This is a genomic window from Amycolatopsis roodepoortensis (genome assembly GCF_014873915.1).
Classification (GTDB): Bacteria; Actinomycetota; Actinomycetes; order Mycobacteriales; family Pseudonocardiaceae; genus Amycolatopsis; species Amycolatopsis roodepoortensis.
This window is the reverse complement of sequence record NZ_JADBEJ010000001.1, coordinates 207,379-222,766: the sequence shown is the minus strand read 5'-3', so window position 1 is coordinate 222,766 and position 15,388 is coordinate 207,379. Positions and strand designations below refer to the sequence as shown.

General features: G+C 66.6%; 9 protein-coding genes and 1 rRNA gene. 5 read left to right on the top strand and 5 right to left on the bottom strand.

From position 1 onward, the window contains the following. Positions 1-32: 32 nt before the first annotated feature. The 5 genes from H4W30_RS01070 to H4W30_RS01050 all read right to left on the bottom strand — a co-directional run bounded on the left by H4W30_RS01070 (position 33) and on the right by H4W30_RS01050 (position 9,941). Positions 33-1,549, bottom strand: a 16S ribosomal RNA gene (locus H4W30_RS01070). Positions 1,550-1,897: 348 nt separating this feature from the next. After that, positions 1,898-3,142 carry a low temperature requirement protein A gene (locus tag H4W30_RS01065; protein WP_192741064.1) on the bottom strand — a complete coding sequence of 415 codons (1,245 nt, stop codon included), beginning with the start codon at positions 3,140-3,142 and terminating at the stop codon, positions 1,898-1,900. A gap of 455 nt (positions 3,143-3,597) precedes the next feature. Next, on the bottom strand, positions 3,598-5,070 hold the full coding sequence (locus tag H4W30_RS01060; RefSeq protein ID WP_192741063.1) for an MFS transporter: 1,473 nt from the start codon (positions 5,068-5,070) through the stop codon (positions 3,598-3,600). Further along, positions 5,070-8,654 carry a DNA polymerase III subunit alpha gene (gene dnaE / locus H4W30_RS01055; protein ID WP_192741062.1) on the bottom strand — a complete coding sequence of 1,195 codons (3,585 nt, stop codon included), beginning with the start codon at positions 8,652-8,654 and terminating at the stop codon, positions 5,070-5,072. Before dnaE ends, H4W30_RS01060 begins: the two co-directional genes overlap by 1 nt. 201 nt (positions 8,655-8,855) lie before the next feature. Further along, positions 8,856-9,941: a plasmid pRiA4b ORF-3 family protein gene (locus tag H4W30_RS01050; protein ID WP_318780500.1), complete on the bottom strand. Its 1,086-nt coding sequence runs from the start codon at positions 9,939-9,941 to the stop codon at positions 8,856-8,858. A 131-nt stretch (positions 9,942-10,072) separates the two neighbouring features. Between H4W30_RS01050 and H4W30_RS01045 the strand changes: the two genes are divergently transcribed. The 5 genes from H4W30_RS01045 to aspA all read left to right on the top strand — a co-directional run bounded on the left by H4W30_RS01045 (position 10,073) and on the right by aspA (position 15,286). Then, the gene (locus H4W30_RS01045; RefSeq protein ID WP_192741061.1) at positions 10,073-10,474 is read left to right on the top strand and encodes a nitroreductase/quinone reductase family protein; all 402 of its coding nucleotides are present in this window, start codon (positions 10,073-10,075) and stop codon (positions 10,472-10,474) included. Between the two features lie 344 nt (positions 10,475-10,818). Continuing rightward, a complete protein-coding gene (locus H4W30_RS01040; protein ID WP_126736085.1) occupies positions 10,819-11,490 on the top strand; it encodes a FadR/GntR family transcriptional regulator in 672 nt (223 codons plus the stop codon). 4 nt (positions 11,491-11,494) lie between these two features. After that, complete coding sequence (locus H4W30_RS01035) at positions 11,495-12,937, top strand: amino acid permease (RefSeq protein ID WP_192741060.1); 1,443 nt, start codon at positions 11,495-11,497, stop codon at positions 12,935-12,937. Further along, positions 12,934-13,887 (top strand): asparaginase, encoded by a 954-nt coding sequence (locus tag H4W30_RS01030; RefSeq protein ID WP_192741059.1) that lies wholly within the window; start codon positions 12,934-12,936, stop codon positions 13,885-13,887. The genes H4W30_RS01035 and H4W30_RS01030 overlap by 4 nt, the downstream gene beginning before the upstream one ends. Positions 13,888-13,897: 10 nt before the next feature. Continuing rightward, the gene (aspA, locus tag H4W30_RS01025) at positions 13,898-15,286 is read left to right on the top strand and encodes an aspartate ammonia-lyase (RefSeq protein ID WP_192741058.1); all 1,389 of its coding nucleotides are present in this window, start codon (positions 13,898-13,900) and stop codon (positions 15,284-15,286) included. Positions 15,287-15,388: the final 102 nt, after the last annotated feature.

Genomic DNA, 15,388 nt, shown 5'->3' with positions numbered 1-15,388 from the left:
TATCCCGGCGGGGTGGATGTGTTGCTCCTTAGAAAGGAGGTGATCCAGCCGCACCTTCCGGTACGGCTACCTTGTTACGACTTCGTCCCAATCGCCAGTCCCACCTTCGACCACTCCCTCTGCAAGCAGTTGGGCCATGGGCTTCGGGTGTTACCGACTTTCATGACGTGACGGGCGGTGTGTACAAGGCCCGGGAACGTATTCACCGCAGCGTTGCTGATCTGCGATTACTAGCGACTCCGACTTCACGCAGTCGAGTTGCAGACTGCGATCCGAACTGAGACCGGCTTTAAGGGATTCGCTCCACCTCGCGGTATCGCAGCCCTCTGTACCAGCCATTGTAGCATGTGTGAAGCCCTGGACATAAGGGGCATGATGACTTGACGTCATCCCCACCTTCCTCCGAGTTGACCCCGGCAGTCTCCCACGAGTCCCCGCCATGACGCGCTGGCAACGTAGGATAAGGGTTGCGCTCGTTGCGGGACTTAACCCAACATCTCACGACACGAGCTGACGACAGCCATGCACCACCTGTACACCAACCACAAGGGAAGCCCTATCTCTAGGGATGTCTGGCGCATGTCAAGCCCAGGTAAGGTTCTTCGCGTTGCATCGAATTAATCCACATGCTCCGCCGCTTGTGCGGGCCCCCGTCAATTCCTTTGAGTTTTAGCCTTGCGGCCGTACTCCCCAGGCGGGGCGCTTAATGCGTTAGCTACGGCACGGACAACGTGGATGTCGCCCACACCTAGCGCCCAACGTTTACAGCGTGGACTACCAGGGTATCTAATCCTGTTCGCTCCCCACGCTTTCGCTCCTCAGCGTCAGTATCGGCCCAGAGACCCGCCTTCGCCACCGGTGTTCCTCCTGATATCTGCGCATTTCACCGCTACACCAGGAATTCCAGTCTCCCCTACCGAACTCAAGTCTGCCCGTATCGCCCGCACGCTCCACGTTAAGCGTGGAGTTTTCACGAACGACGCGACAAACCGCCTACGAGCTCTTTACGCCCAATAATTCCGGACAACGCTCGCACCCTACGTATTACCGCGGCTGCTGGCACGTAGTTAGCCGGTGCTTCTTATCCAGGTACCGTCACTTGCGCTTCGTCCCTGGCGAAAGAGGTTTACAACCCGAAGGCCGTCATCCCTCACGCGGCGTCGCTGCATCAGGCTTGCGCCCATTGTGCAATATTCCCCACTGCTGCCTCCCGTAGGAGTCTGGGCCGTGTCTCAGTCCCAGTGTGGCCGGTCACCCTCTCAGGCCGGCTACCCGTCGTCGCCTTGGTAGGCCATTACCCCACCAACAAGCTGATAGGCCGCGGGCTCATCCTGTACCGCCGGAGCTTTCCACCACCAACCATGCGATCAGCAGTCATATCCGGTATTAGACCCAGTTTCCCAGGCTTATCCCAAAGTACAGGGCAGATTGCCCACGTGTTACTCACCCGTTCGCCACTAATCCACCCCGAAAGGCTTCATCGTTCGACTTGCATGTGTTAAGCACGCCGCCAGCGTTCGTCCTGAGCCAGGATCAAACTCTCCAACAATGTCAAATTTGATCGAGGCAAATACTTGCTCTCAAAGGAACCTCACACGAGGTTCAAATACATAAGCTCTACTGGCTTAGTTCACTAGCACACTGTTGAGTTCTCAAGCAACACACCCCAGATCGCACCGCAGTCACGCGGCCTTATCCGAAGCAGTCATTTCTTGGCTTTTGTCCGGAGCACACCCTAGCACCTGCTCGAAACTGCCGTTTCAGCGGGGGTAGAGTTACCTCTCCGGTTCGGGACCACCCACTCTACCACCATCCGGTGGGAGCTTGGTTCGTGTTCCCGGCGGCCGCTCGGTTTCCCTGGCGACGAAGAGAACATTACACGGCCCGAAACCGGCGTTTACAGGGGGGTCCCTTTTTTCGCGCCGGGGCTCTGACCTGCGTCGATCGGCCCCTCCCCCGGAACCGGCTCGCCGTGGGTGGCGACCACCGTCAGCACGACGAGGGCGGCGGCGAGCCCGGCGGTGATGTGGATGGGCGCCAGCGTGAACGACGCGGCGAGCACGAGCACCGCGGTCACCGGGAAGCCGATCGCGATCGGGCGGCATTCGTTGGTGGGCCCGATGTGCATCAGCCAGACGCTGAGCAGATAGATCGCGACGGGCACGGTCGTCGCCATGGCGGCGGGCAGGGACGCGACGTGCCCGGTGTGGGTGTCGTAGTCGACCGCGACTTCGAGCCCGGCGCCGAGCGCGGCCGCCGAGGCGAAGATCAGGTAGTGCCCGTAGCCCCAGCTCGCCACGGTGAACAGGCTCTTCGCCTTCTCCAACCGGACGTGACCCGGCTGGTCGAAGTACAGCCACCACAAGGAGAACACCAGCACGAGCCCCGCGGCGGCCAGCGAGATCAGGCTGCCGGTGTGCTTGCCCTCGTCCAGACCTTCCTTGACCGCGGTGGTCGCGCCGAGGATGGATTCACCCAGCACGATGATCGTGAACAGGCCGTAGCGCTCGGCGATGTGGTGCGGATGCCAGCCCGTCCAGCGCTTGCGTTCGGCGATCACCGGGACCGCGAGTTCCGCGATCAGGAGCAGGAAGAACGACGGCAGCGCCAGCGACTCCGGCAGACCGAGGCGGACGACCCACAGGATCTGGACGATCGTGATGCCGATGGCGTACCGCACTGCGGCCGGACGGCATTCCGGATCGGTCCGAGCGGCGCGCAGCCACTGCACGACCATCGCGAGCCGCATCAGGACGTAGCCGGCGACCACGATCGCGAAGTCGCCTTCGAACGCCGACGAGACACCGGCGGCGACGGTCAGCCCGCCCGCGATCTGCACCAGCGTCACCAGCCGGTATGGGACGTCGTCGGTGTCGAACGACGACGCGAACCAGCTGAAGTTCAGCCAGCCCCACCAGATCGCGAAGAACACCATCCCGAAGCTGAGCACCCCGTGCCCGATGTGGTTCTCGGCGATCGCGTGGTGCAGGCCGGCGGCGGCCTGCGCGACGGCGACCACGAAACACAGGTCGAACAACAGCTCCAACGGGGTCGCGACCCGGTGGCCTTCGCCGGAATCGCGCATCGTCATCGGCCGGTACCAGACCCGCAGCCGATTCCGCCGCTCAGAACTCTCCGCCATCAGTGCTCCTCGCCTTGTCGATCTGCGGAGATCTTCGCAGCCGAAAGCGGTTCACACACTCGGAGAAACGCGCGGCGGGTGGGTCCGGGCCGGGTGCACCTCCCCAGGCGACCCCGCGCGAACCCACCCGCGCGAATGCCTCACCGGTACTCGGCCCGCCAGTGGTGTTGAGCCGGCCGCCGCCGAACGGTCCCCCGCGGACGCCGACGACTGTCCACCGGCTCGTGACCGCAGGTGTCCATTCCTGGGAACTCCGGACTCACCACGATCGCTCCCGCCGATCGATCCATCCCCGATCGATCGACAGAAATACCACTGTCGGTAGCCAACGCACAGCGGTGAAGGCTCCGTTAGGTGTACCCGGTTGCTCTGAGTAGCACCAGGGGATGACGACCTCAGTCACTCGGATGGAGCATTCGGTCTTGCCGAACGTAGTCATCGGCCGCCCGGAAGACTCAGCCGCGTTGACTGTCGGCGGCGGCCCGCTCGGCTTCCTCCCGCTCAGTGAGCACGCGCCGCTTCCGGCGTGCGCGGAGTTCGATCACGGCGAGTAGGAGCGCCGAGCTCGTCAACACGGCGGCGCACAGCATCGCGGCGGTCAGCGCCCACGGATAGCCGCCATTCGCACCGAGTACCGCGTGGAAGACCGAGGCCAGCACGACCGTGCCGATCGCGGTGCCGATCCGTTGCCCGGTCTGCAGCGCTCCCCCGGCCACCCCGGCCATCGACGTCGGGACGCATTCCAGCGTCAACGTGGTGTTGGGCGAGATGACCATGCCGCCGCCGACACCCGCGACGAGCAGCGGCAGGGCGAACCACCACCCCGCCGCGGCGCCGAGGTCTTGACCGGCGAGAACGGCGACCGTGACCATCCCGGCGATCACCATCACCAGCCCGGTGACGGTGAGTTTGCGGCCCCACCTCGGCACCAGCCGTCCCGCGATCGCCGCCGACACGGCCGAGCCGAGCGCGAAGGAGGTGACGGCGAGCCCGGATTGCAGTGGCGTGTAACCGAGGCCCTGCTGGAAGAAGATGGCGAAGACCAGCCACATCCCGGTGAACCCGCTGAAGTACAGCGCGCCGACGGCCGCGCCCGTCGCGTAACCCGGGGTTCCGGTGAACAGCCGGGTGTCCAGCAGCGGCGGGCGGCCGCGCCGCACCATCGAGCGTTCCCAGCGCACGAAGGCGAAACCGAAGACCACCGCGACGAGGAACAGCCACCACAGGCTGCTGAGCCCGCCCTGTTCGGATTCGATCAACGGGAGCAGGACACCGAGTACGGCGACACCCAGCAGCATGATGCCGACGAAGTCGATCTCACCCCGCAGGCTTCTCGCCGGGGCTTCCGCTTTCGGCAGCCATCTCAGGGCCAGCGCGAACGCCAGGATCCCGATGGGCACGTTCACGTAGAAGACCCAGCGCCAGCCTTCCGGATCCCCGAAGACGGCGAGGATCACGCCGCCGAGCACCGGCCCGACGGCGGTCGAGATCCCGACGGTGGCGCCGAACATGCCGAACGCGCGGCCTCGTTCCGCGCCGCGGAACAGGTCCTGGATCATCCCGCTGTTCTGCGGCGTCATCATGCCCGAGGCGAATCCCTGCAGGAGCCGCGCGATGATCAGCGTCGTCTCGTCCGGCGCCGCGCCGGCGAACGCGCTGGTCAGCACGAACCCGGCGAGCGCGAACAGGAACATGCGGCGGCGGCCGAGCGCGTCACCGAGCCTGCCGCCGGTCACCAGCACGAGCCCGAAAGCCAGCGCGTACCCCGAAACCACCCATTGGATCCCGCCGCTCGACGCGCCGAGGTCCTTCTGGATCGAGGGCAGCGCCGTGTTGACGATGCTGACGTCGAGCAGTCCCATGAACCCGGCGGCGAGGGTGACGGCGAGCGCCTTCCAGCGCCGGGGGTCGGGTTCGGAGGTGTTCATCAGGTGCTGGCGGCGATCCCGGGGATGCCCTTGAGCTCACCGATCAGCATCGACGTCACCTTGACCGGATAGTCGTAGAGCGCGAAGACCGTCTGGTTCTTGCCGACCAGCTTGAGGTGCACCGGGGTCTCGCCCTTGTGCGCCAGCAGGGTCTGCTTCAGTTCGCTGACCACCGACTGGTCGATCTTCTCCGCCGCGGCCAGCAGGACCAGCGGCAGATCGTCGTCGCCGTTGCCCACCTCGGACAGGTCGAGCGGCACGAGCCCGCCGCCGAAGATGGACATCTTGTCCTCGCGCCAGTTCACCCTGCCCTTGACCAGCACCGCGTTGTCCTCGATGAGGTCGGCGGAGAACATGGCGTAGGACTTCGGGAAGTACAGCACCTCGAGCGAGGCGTCCATGTCCTCGATGGTGCAGATCGCCCAGGGCTCGCCCTTCTTGTTGACCCGGCGTTCCAGCGAGGTGATCAGCCCGGAGACGACCAGCTCGCCTTCCTTCGGCGGGTCGGCGAGGATCGCGGCGATCGGCCGCGGCGCGTGTTTGCGCAGGATGCGCTCGGCGCCGTCCAGCGGATGCGCCGAGACGTAGAGGCCCAGCATCTCCCGTTCGTAGGCCAGGAGCTGCTTGCGCGGGTACTCCTCTTCGCCGAACTTCAGATGCGCGAGCGGCGAAGAGGACACCGCGGCTTCGGCGTCGTCATCCCCGCCGAAACCGAAGAGGTCGAACTGGCCCATCGCCTCCTGGCGTTTGAGCGGGACCACGGCCTCGACCGCGTCCTCGTGCACCTGGATCATCGAGAGCCGCGTGTTGCCGAGCGAGTCGAACCCGCCCGCCTTGATCAGCGATTCGATGACCCGCTTGTTGCAGGCCACCAGCTCGGACTTGTCGAGGAAATCGGTGAAGGAGGAGTACTTCCCCTTCTCCTCGCGGGTCTTGATGATCGACTCGACGACGTTCGCGCCGACGTTGCGGACGGCACCCATGCCGAAGCGGATGTCCTCCCCGACGGCCGCGAACCTCAGCGCCGACTCGTTGACGTCCGGCGGGAGCACCTTGATCCCGAGGCGGCGGCATTCCGAGAGGTAGACCGCGGACTTGTCCTTGTTGTCACCGACCGAGGTGAGCAGCGCGGCCATGTACTCCGGCGTGAAGTTCGCCTTGAGGTACGCGGTCCAGTAGGAGATCAGGCCGTACGCGGCCGCGTGACTCTTGTTGAACGCGTAGCCGGCGAACGGGAGGATCGTGTCCCAGAGCGCCTTGATCGCCTCGGACGAGAAACCGCCGGGAACGAGGTCGCTCGACTTCATCCCGGCCTCGAAGCCCTCGAACTCCTTCTCGAGGACTTCCTGCTTCTTCTTACCCATCGCGCGGCGGAGCACGTCCGCGCGGCCCATCGAGTACCCGGCCACCTTCTGGCCGATGTGCATGATCTGCTCCTGGTAGACGATCAGGCCGTAGGTGTCGGCCAGGATCTCCTTCAGGGGCTCGTCGAGCTCGGGGTGGATCGGCTTGACCTTCTGCCGCCCGTTCTTGCGGTCGGCGTAGTCGTTGTGCGCGTTCATGCCCATCGGGCCGGGGCGGTACAGCGCGCCCACCGCCACGATGTCGTCGAACTGGGTCGGCTGCATGCGGCGCAGCAGGTCGCGCATCGGGCCGCCGTCCAGCTGGAACACGCCGAGCGTGTCACCGCGGGAGAGGAGTTCGTAGGTCGCCTTGTCTTCGACGCCGAGGGTGTCGAGGTCGATGTCGATCCCGCGGTTGGTCTTGATGTTGTCGATCGCGTCGCCGATGACGGTGAGGTTCCGCAGGCCCAGGAAGTCCATCTTCAGCAGGCCGATGGCCTCGCACGACGGGTAGTCCCAGCCGGTGATGATCGAACCGTCGTCGCGCTGCCACAGCGGGATGGCGTCGGTCAGCGGGTCGCAGGACATGATGACCGCGCAGGCGTGGACGCCGGCGTTGCGGATCAGGCCTTCGAGACCACGCGCGGTCTCGAAGATCGTCTTGCACTCCTCGTCGGTCTCGACGAGCGCACGGACCTCGGCCGCTTCGCCGTAGCGCTCGTGCTTCGAGTCGACGATGCCCGAGAGCGGGATGTCCTTCGCCATGATCGGCGGCGGGAGTGCCTTCGAGATCCGGTCCGCGATCGCGTACCCCGGCTGGCCGAAGTGGACGCGGGCCGAGTCCTTGATGGCCGCCTTGGTCTTAATGGTGCCGAAGGTGATGACCTGCGCGACCTTGTCGACGCCGTACTTGTCGGTGGCGTAGCGGATCATCTCGCCGCGACGGCGGTCGTCGAAGTCGATGTCGATATCGGGCATCGAGACGCGCTCGGGGTTCAGGAACCGCTCGAACAGCAGCTTCTGCGGGATCGGGTCCAGGTTGGTGATACCGAGGACGTACGCGACCAGCGAGCCGGCGGCGGAACCACGGCCAGGGCCGACGCGGATGCCGACTTTACGGGCGTAGTTGATGAGGTCGGCGACGATGAGGAAGTAGGCGGGGAAGCCCTTCCCGATGATGACGTCGAGTTCGATCTCGATGCGCTCGTTGTAGTACGGGTCCGGCACGCCGTCCGGGTACCGCCACTTGAGGCCGCGCGCGACCTCTTCCCGCAGCCAGCTGCCCTGGTCGTAGCCCTCGGGTACCTCGAAGAAGGGCAGCCGGTCCTTGTGCGTGTACACGTCCTTGTAGGACTCGACGCGCTCGGCGATCAGCAGCGTCGAGTCGGCGGCGCCGGGGACCTCCTTGTCCCAGTACTCGCGCATGTCGGCGGCCGACTTCAGGTAGTAGCCGTCGCCGTCGAACTTGAACCGGTTCGGATCGTTCAGCGTCTTGCCCGCCTGCACGCACAGCAGCGCGGAGTGGGTGTCGGCCTGGTCCTTGGTGACGTAGTGCGAGTCGTTGGTGGCCAGCGGCTTGAGGTCGAGCAGCTTGCCGATCTCGAGCAGGCCTTCGCGGACCGAGCGCTCGATCGGCAGCCCGTGGTCCATCAGCTCGAGGAAGAAGTTGTCGGCGCCGAAGATGTCCTTGTAGTCCGAAGCGGCCTGGATCGCCTCGGTGCGCTGCCCCAGCCGCAACCGCGTCTGCACCTCGCCCGAGGGGCAGCCGGTGGTCGCGATGATGCCGTGGTGGTTCTCCGCGATCAGTTCGCGGTCCATCCGGGGCTTGCGGTAGTAGCCCTGCATGCTCGCGAGTGAGGAGAGCTTGAACAGGTTGCGCAGGCCGGTGGAGTTCTCGGCGAGCATCGTCATGTGGGTGTAGGCACCACCACCGGAGACGTCACCGCCCTCACCGAACTCGTCGGCGCCGCGCTGGTTCGACTGGCCCCAGAAGACCGGCTTCTTGTGGAACCGGCTCTCCGGCGCGACGTAGGCCTCGATGCCGATGATCGGCTTGAGCTCGTGTTTGACCGCCTGCTGGTAGAACTCGTCCGCGCCGTACATGTTGCCGTGGTCGGTCATCCCGACCGCGGGCATGCCAAGGCGCGCCGCCTCCTTGAACAAGGGGGCGATCTTCGCCGCACCGTCGAGCATCGAGTACTCGGTGTGCACATGCAGGTGGACGAAGGAATCGTTCGACACCAGCGAAAACCTCCCCTAGGCAGACGGATCCCTGGCTGCTTGACGCGGGCCGGTCCTCCCACCTTATGCGCCGGTGCTCGACGGCGCCCGGGCGGGATGGCACCCCGGCGAGGGCCAGTCTCCCCCTCCGTCCGGCCGCCGCCAAGCACCGACGCGGCGCGGTTCGCGATGACCTCGGTTACCCCCGAACGGGGCGCCGGATCAGCTCAGCCGAGCGAGCCGCTCGTCGACCACCTCCCTGTCGAACCACTCCGGATCGAACCCGAGGCCGCCGAGTTCCTCGATCAGGCCCTCGTTCTCTTCGTCGTCCGGATCGCGCAGTGCCTCCAGCAACATCTCGTAGCTCCGCTCGTCTTCGCATTCCGGCGGAGGCGCGGCGCGTTCACCGTCGAGGCAACTCGGGGCTCCGGGGAGGGAGACCCGCCGCTCGACGCGGATCCAGTGCCGCCAGCTCTCCGCCTCGTAGACGAATCGGTGGCCTGGCGAGCTGACGACCTGGCCGAGTGTCACTTCGTCGTCGAAGCGGTGGCCTTCGCAGCTCTGCGCGTCGACGCTGAAGCCTCCGTACGCGGTCTCGAACCGGTGATACTCCCGTTCGTCGCGGTCGAACGCGGCCGCGAGGATGCGGTGCAGGCCGGCGAGGGTGACGTCGGAGCGGACTTCGAGCCGTCGCCAGATCGCTTCGTCCGGCTCGGCCAGGGCTACCGCCAGCCAGAGCCCGGTGACCGGCGCGGGCGGTGGCAGGACGAGCGGCAGCGGATCGGCCGACGGTATGCGCGGCAGCGGATGGTAGCCGGGAAGACCGAGCCACCGGCGCAGCTGGGCCGCACGCTCCGGCAGATCGGGCCTCGGATCTCTCCCCAACTTCAAGAGGTCGGGGATCCTCTCGCGAATCCAGGCGGCGCTGTCCGCCCTGACGATCAACGCCGCTTCGACCTGGCTCCGGAACTCCTCGGGGCTCAGCGGTGCCTCGGTCACCTCGAAGCCGCCGCGAAGCACCGCGAGGGTGTCCTCGGGTTCGGGATGGAGCTCGATCACGTCGACCTCGCGACCTTTCACCACCACCTGGACACCCACCGAGCGTTTGCCCGCGGTCAGCGTGGCGGCCAGGACCACGAGGTCCCGATCCACCTGGCCCTGGACGACACAGCCCGAGAGCTCGACCGGCCCGTGGAGCAGCTTCGGCCAGCGCTCCACCCTGGACACGTCCAAGGGCGGACGCGTCCGGCGGGAGCGCTGGTGCTTCGGTCGTTTGGCGGGCTTGCGGCCGCGGCTGACGGGGGACACGGAACGAGTATCGGCGGAGGCACCGACAGTTTCGGCGCCGTGAGCAGCGCTGATCGGAAAATGCTTGCCGACCTGGGCGTGGCTGTGCAGACTGGCCAGCCGCCAAGATCAACCGAACGCCCGGAGAGTTGATGATCGACCTGCAGGCCATGAACGAGCGCGTGATCGCGGAGTTCCGCGCGAACGGCCGCCACGGCGACGGTCTCCCGACCTTGCTGCTCACCACCACCGGTGCCCGCACCGGGCGACGGCACGTGACGCCGATGCTGTTCCTAGCCGACGACGACCGCTACGTCGTCTTCGCAGCCAATGGGGGCGCGCCCCGGCATCCGGACTGGTACCGCAACCTGGTCGCGGAGCCGTCCGTCGATGTCGAGGCGGACGGAGAGGCCTTCACGGCTCACGCGATCGAAGTCACCGGAGCAGCGAGGGACCGCCTGTTCGCGAAGCAGGCGAAGGCGTTCCCGCGGTTGGCTGAGCACCAGTCGAAGACCACGCGGCCGTTCCCGGTGATCGCGCTCAGCCGCGTGTGACGTTCGCGGGGTCGCGGCGGCCTTGGTCGCAGGCAAGTACGTGAAGGCCCCTTCATTGCGCCTGGCGCAATGAAGGGGCCTTCACGTACTTGCGGACCGAACTGGACGCAGACCTTGTGACGCTGGCCACTTAAGCACGGGGATCCGGTGTCCTCACGGCACTCCGTGCCCGCGAAGGTGCCCTGTACGGGTCCGCTTACCGCGTCCAAGCGAACCTCGCAGGCTGAATCCAGGCGCTCGGCCGTTCTCTTGACAAAGCGTCGCGGCCGACCGCACGATCTCGTCCCATGAACCTGTCTGACAGCCAGACAGCCGGACACGGTGGTCCACGACGCGTCAGCGCGATGGAGGCCGTTCTGGCCCACCTCCGCGGCGCCATCGAGCGCGGCGAGTACCCCGTCGGCCAGAAACTGCCGTCGGAATCCGCGCTCGGCAAGGAGTTCGAGGTCAGCCGTTCGGTCGTCCGCGAAGCGTTGCGGGGGCTGCAGGCACTCGGGCTCACCGTGTCCAAAACGGGCAAAGGGACCTTCGTGACCGCCACCGGGCCGGTCGAGAACCCCACCTTCGGGACCTACTCGGCCCGTGACCTGTTCGAGGTACGGCGGCACGTCGAGATCCCCGTCGCCGGTTACGCGGCCCTGCGCCGCAGCACCGACGACCTGGACCTCCTCGGTCACCTCGTCGAGCGGATGGACGTCGAAACCGACAACACCGCGTGGGTGGCGCTCGACTCGCTGTTCCACATCACCATCGCCCAGGCTTCGGGCAACCCGGTGTTCGGCAAGGTCATCGAAGAGATCCGGGACGCGCTGGCCCGCCAGTCGTCCTTTCTCAACCAATTGGGGGACCGTCGGACCCGCTCGAACACCGAGCACCGTGAGATCGTCACCGCCATCGCCGCCGGTTCCGAAGCCGACGCCGTCGCGGCGATGACCTCCCATCTCGAACACGTCGAGGACGCGCTCACCACCATCGTGCGGCCGGGCCACACGACGCAGCAGAACAAGGACGACTGACATCGTGACCGAACAGACCCTCAGCGCGGACGACAGCAAATCCGCGCCGGTACCCGCCGACGCCGGTGACGCCGGCTACGACAAGGCGCTGAAACCCCGCCACGTCAACATGATCGCGATCGGCGGCGCCATCGGGACCGGCCTGTTCCTCGGCGCGGGCGGCAGGCTCGCGCAGGCGGGCCCGGCCCTCGCGATCGTGTACGCGGTCTGCGGCCTCTTCGCGTTCTTCGTGGTGCGCTCGCTCGGCGAGCTCATCCTGTACCGCCCCTCCTCCGGTGCCTTCGTCTCCTACGCCCGCGAATTCATGGGCGAGAAGGGCGCTTTCGTCGCGGGCTGGATGCACTTCCTGAACTGGTCGACGACCGGTATCGCGGATATCACCGCGATCGCGCTGTACGCGCATTTCTGGTCGTTCTTCACCCCGATCCCGCAATGGGTGCTGGCGCTCATCGCGCTCGCGGTGGTGCTGGCGCTGAACATGGTCTCGGTGAAACTGTTCGGCGAGATGGAGTTCTGGTTCGCCATCATCAAGGTCGCCGCGCTGGTGACCTTCATGGGGATCGGGATCTTCCTGCTGGTCACGCAGCAGCCGATCGACGGCAACACGCCGGGCTTCTCGCTGATCTCCGACCACGGCGGGATCTTCCCGGCCGGGGTGCTGCCGATGGTGCTGATCGTCCAGGGTGTCGTGTTCGCCTACGCCTCGGTCGAGCTGGTCGGCGTCGCCGCGGGCGAGACGGAGAACCCGCGCAAGATCATGCCCAAGGCGATCAACTCGATCATGTGGCGGATCGGGATCTTCTACGTCGGCTCGGTGGTACTGCTGGCGATGCTGATGCCGTGGGACTCCTACTCGAAGAACGAGAGCCCGTTCGTCACCGTGCTCTCGCATATCGGAGTGCCGCAGGCGGGCAACGTCATGAACCTCGTGGTGCTGACGGCGGCCCTGTCCAGCCTGAACTCGGGCCTCTACTCCACCGGCCGCATCCTGCGATCGATGTCGATGGCAGGCTCCGCGCCGAAGTTCACCGGTGTGATGAACAAGAACCACGTGCCCTACGGCGGGATCCTGCTCACCTCCGCGGTCTGCGTGGTCGGGGTCGGCCTGAACGCCGTCGTGCCGAGCCAGGCCTTCGAGATCGTGCTGAACTTCGCCGCCATCGGCATTCTCGGCACCTGGGCGATCATCGTGCTTTCGCATCTACTGTTCGTGCGCAAGGCCAAGCTCGGCGAGGTCGAGCGTCCGTCGTACCGCCTGCCGTTCTCCCCCTACACCGAGATCGCGACGCTGATCTTCCTCGTCGCCGTGGTGGTGCTGATGGGCTTCGACGAGGTCGGCCGGATAACCCTGTACTGCCTTCCGGTCATCGGGCTCGCGCTGGTGGCTGGCTGGTTCGGGGTCCGCAAGCGGATCAACATGGACGTCTTCGAGAAGACGAAGCTGTGATCCCGGAGATCCGCGTCCCCGCGCACGAACCGCTGGTGCACCTTCTCCGCGACGGAATGGTCGAGGGGGTGCACCACGGTTCGGCCGTGGTGCTCGCCCCCGACGGCCGCGTGCTGTTCTCCGCGGGCGACATCGAAGCGGCGTTCTACCCGCGTTCGGCGGCGAAACCCTTGCAGGCCACGGCGATGGCGCGGCTCGGCGTCGACCTGAGCCCCGCCGGGTTCGCCGTCGGCGCGGCCAGCCACTCCGGCGAGGAGATCCATCTCGCCGAGGTACTCAGGACGCTCGACGGTGCCGGGCTCACCATGGAAGACCTCCGGACGCCGGAAGACCTGCCGTTCGACCCGGTCGAACGCGAAGCGTGGGTCGCTTCGGGACGGACGGCTTCGCGGATCGCGCACAACTGCTCCGGCAAGCACGCCGCCATGCTCGCGACCTGCCGTCGGCACGGCTGGTCCACAAAGGACTACCTGGATCCCGGCCATCCGCTGCAGCGCGCGATCGCGGAGTGCGTCGAAGACCTGACCGGGCAACGGATCCCGAAGGTGGCCGTCGACGGTTGTGGCGCTCCCCTGTTCGCGGTCTCGCTGCGCGGGCTCGCCCGCGCGGTCGGCAAGATCGCCGCGTCGGCGCCGGGAACACCGGAAGGTCTTGTCGCCGAAGGGATCCGGAAGCATCCGGAATTGGTCGCCGGTACGCGTCGAGACGTCACCGCGCTCATGCGCGCGGTGCCCGGCCTGATCGCCAAGGACGGTTTCGAAGCCGTCCAGGTCGCCGCCCTCCCGGACGGGACGGCGATCGCGATCAAGATCGCCGACGGTGGCGACCGCGCACGGCGGCCGGTGCTCGCCGCCGCGCTCGCGCTGTGCGGTGTCGATCCGGACGTGCTCGAACCCACCCCCGGCCTGCGCGTGACCGGCGCGCTGGCCGAACCCGACCTCGCCGCCTGAGGAGCCTTCGATGCACCGCGTGGAACACGATCTGCTGGGGGACAAGGAAGTCCCGGCCGACGCCTATTGGGGTGTGCACACCGCGCGCGCCAGGGAGAACTTCCCCATCACCGGCACCGCGATCTCCACGTACCCGCATCTGATCGAGGCACTCGCCTCGGTCAAGGAGGCCGCGGCCGGCGCCAACGCCGATCTGGGGTTGCTGGAGCCGGACGTCGCCGACGCGATCCGCCGGGCGTGCCGTGAGATCCGCGAAGGCGCGCTGCACGACCAGTTCGTCGTCGACGTCATCCAGGGCGGCGCGGGCACCTCGACGAACATGAACGCCAACGAGGTGATCGCGAACCGAGCGCTCGAACTGCTCGGGCACGAGAAGGGTGATTACGCCCGCGTGCACCCGAACGAGCACGTGAACCTCGGGCAGTCGACCAACGATGCGTACCCGACCGCGGTCAACGTCGCGACGATCATCGCCGTCCGCGAACTGGCCGAAGCGATGGTCGTGCTGGAGCGGGCTTTCGCGGCCAAGGCCGTCGAGTTCCGCGATCTGCTGAAGATGGGCCGCACGCAGTTGCAGGACGCCGTCCCGATGACACTGGGGCAGGAATTCGGCACCTACGCGGTCATGCTCGGCGAAGACCGGCTTCGGCTCACCGAAGCGGTGACGCTGCTGCACGAGATCAACCTCGGCGCGACCGCGATCGGCACCGGGCTCAACGCCGCGCCCGGGTACGCCGAAGCCGCCGTCGCGCAGCTGCGTGAGATCACCGGGCTCCCCGTCGTGTCGGCGGCGGACCTGGTGGAGGCGACGCAGGACTGCGGCGCGTTCGTGCACCTTTCCGGTGTGCTCAAGCGGATCGCGGTGAAACTCTCCAAGAGCTGCAACGATCTGCGGCTGCTCTCCTCGGGGCCGCGGGCGGGGCTCAACGAGATCAACCTGCCGCCGGTGCAGGCGGGTTCGTCGATCATGCCCGGCAAGATCAACCCGGTCATCCCCGAGGTGGTCAACCAGGTCGCGTTCGAGGTCATCGGCAACGACGTCGCCGTCACGATGGCGGCCGAAGCCGGGCAGTTGCAGCTCAACGCGTTCGAGCCGCTGATCCTGCATTCGCTTTCGGAGAGCATCACGCATCTGCGGTCGGCGTGTCTCGTGCTGGCTGAGCGATGCGTCTCCGGGATCACCGCGAACGCGGACGTGATGCGGGGCTACGTCGAGAATTCGATCGGCCTGGTGACCGCGCTGAACCCGAAGATCGGGTACGCGGCGGCGACCGAGATCGCCAAAGAGGCGCTCCTGACCGGGCGCGGGGTGGCGGAACTCGTCGTCGAAAAGGGGCTTCTGCCCGCCGAGGAGCTGGCGAAACTGCTGAAGCCGGAGACGCTCGCCCGGCTTTCCTGAGACCCGCGGGGCGGTACCGGGCGGTCCGCCCCGCGCCAGTGTCACGAAAGTGGCTTTCCGGACATTTCCCGTCCTGAAAGCCACTTTCCTGACCGGCGGGTA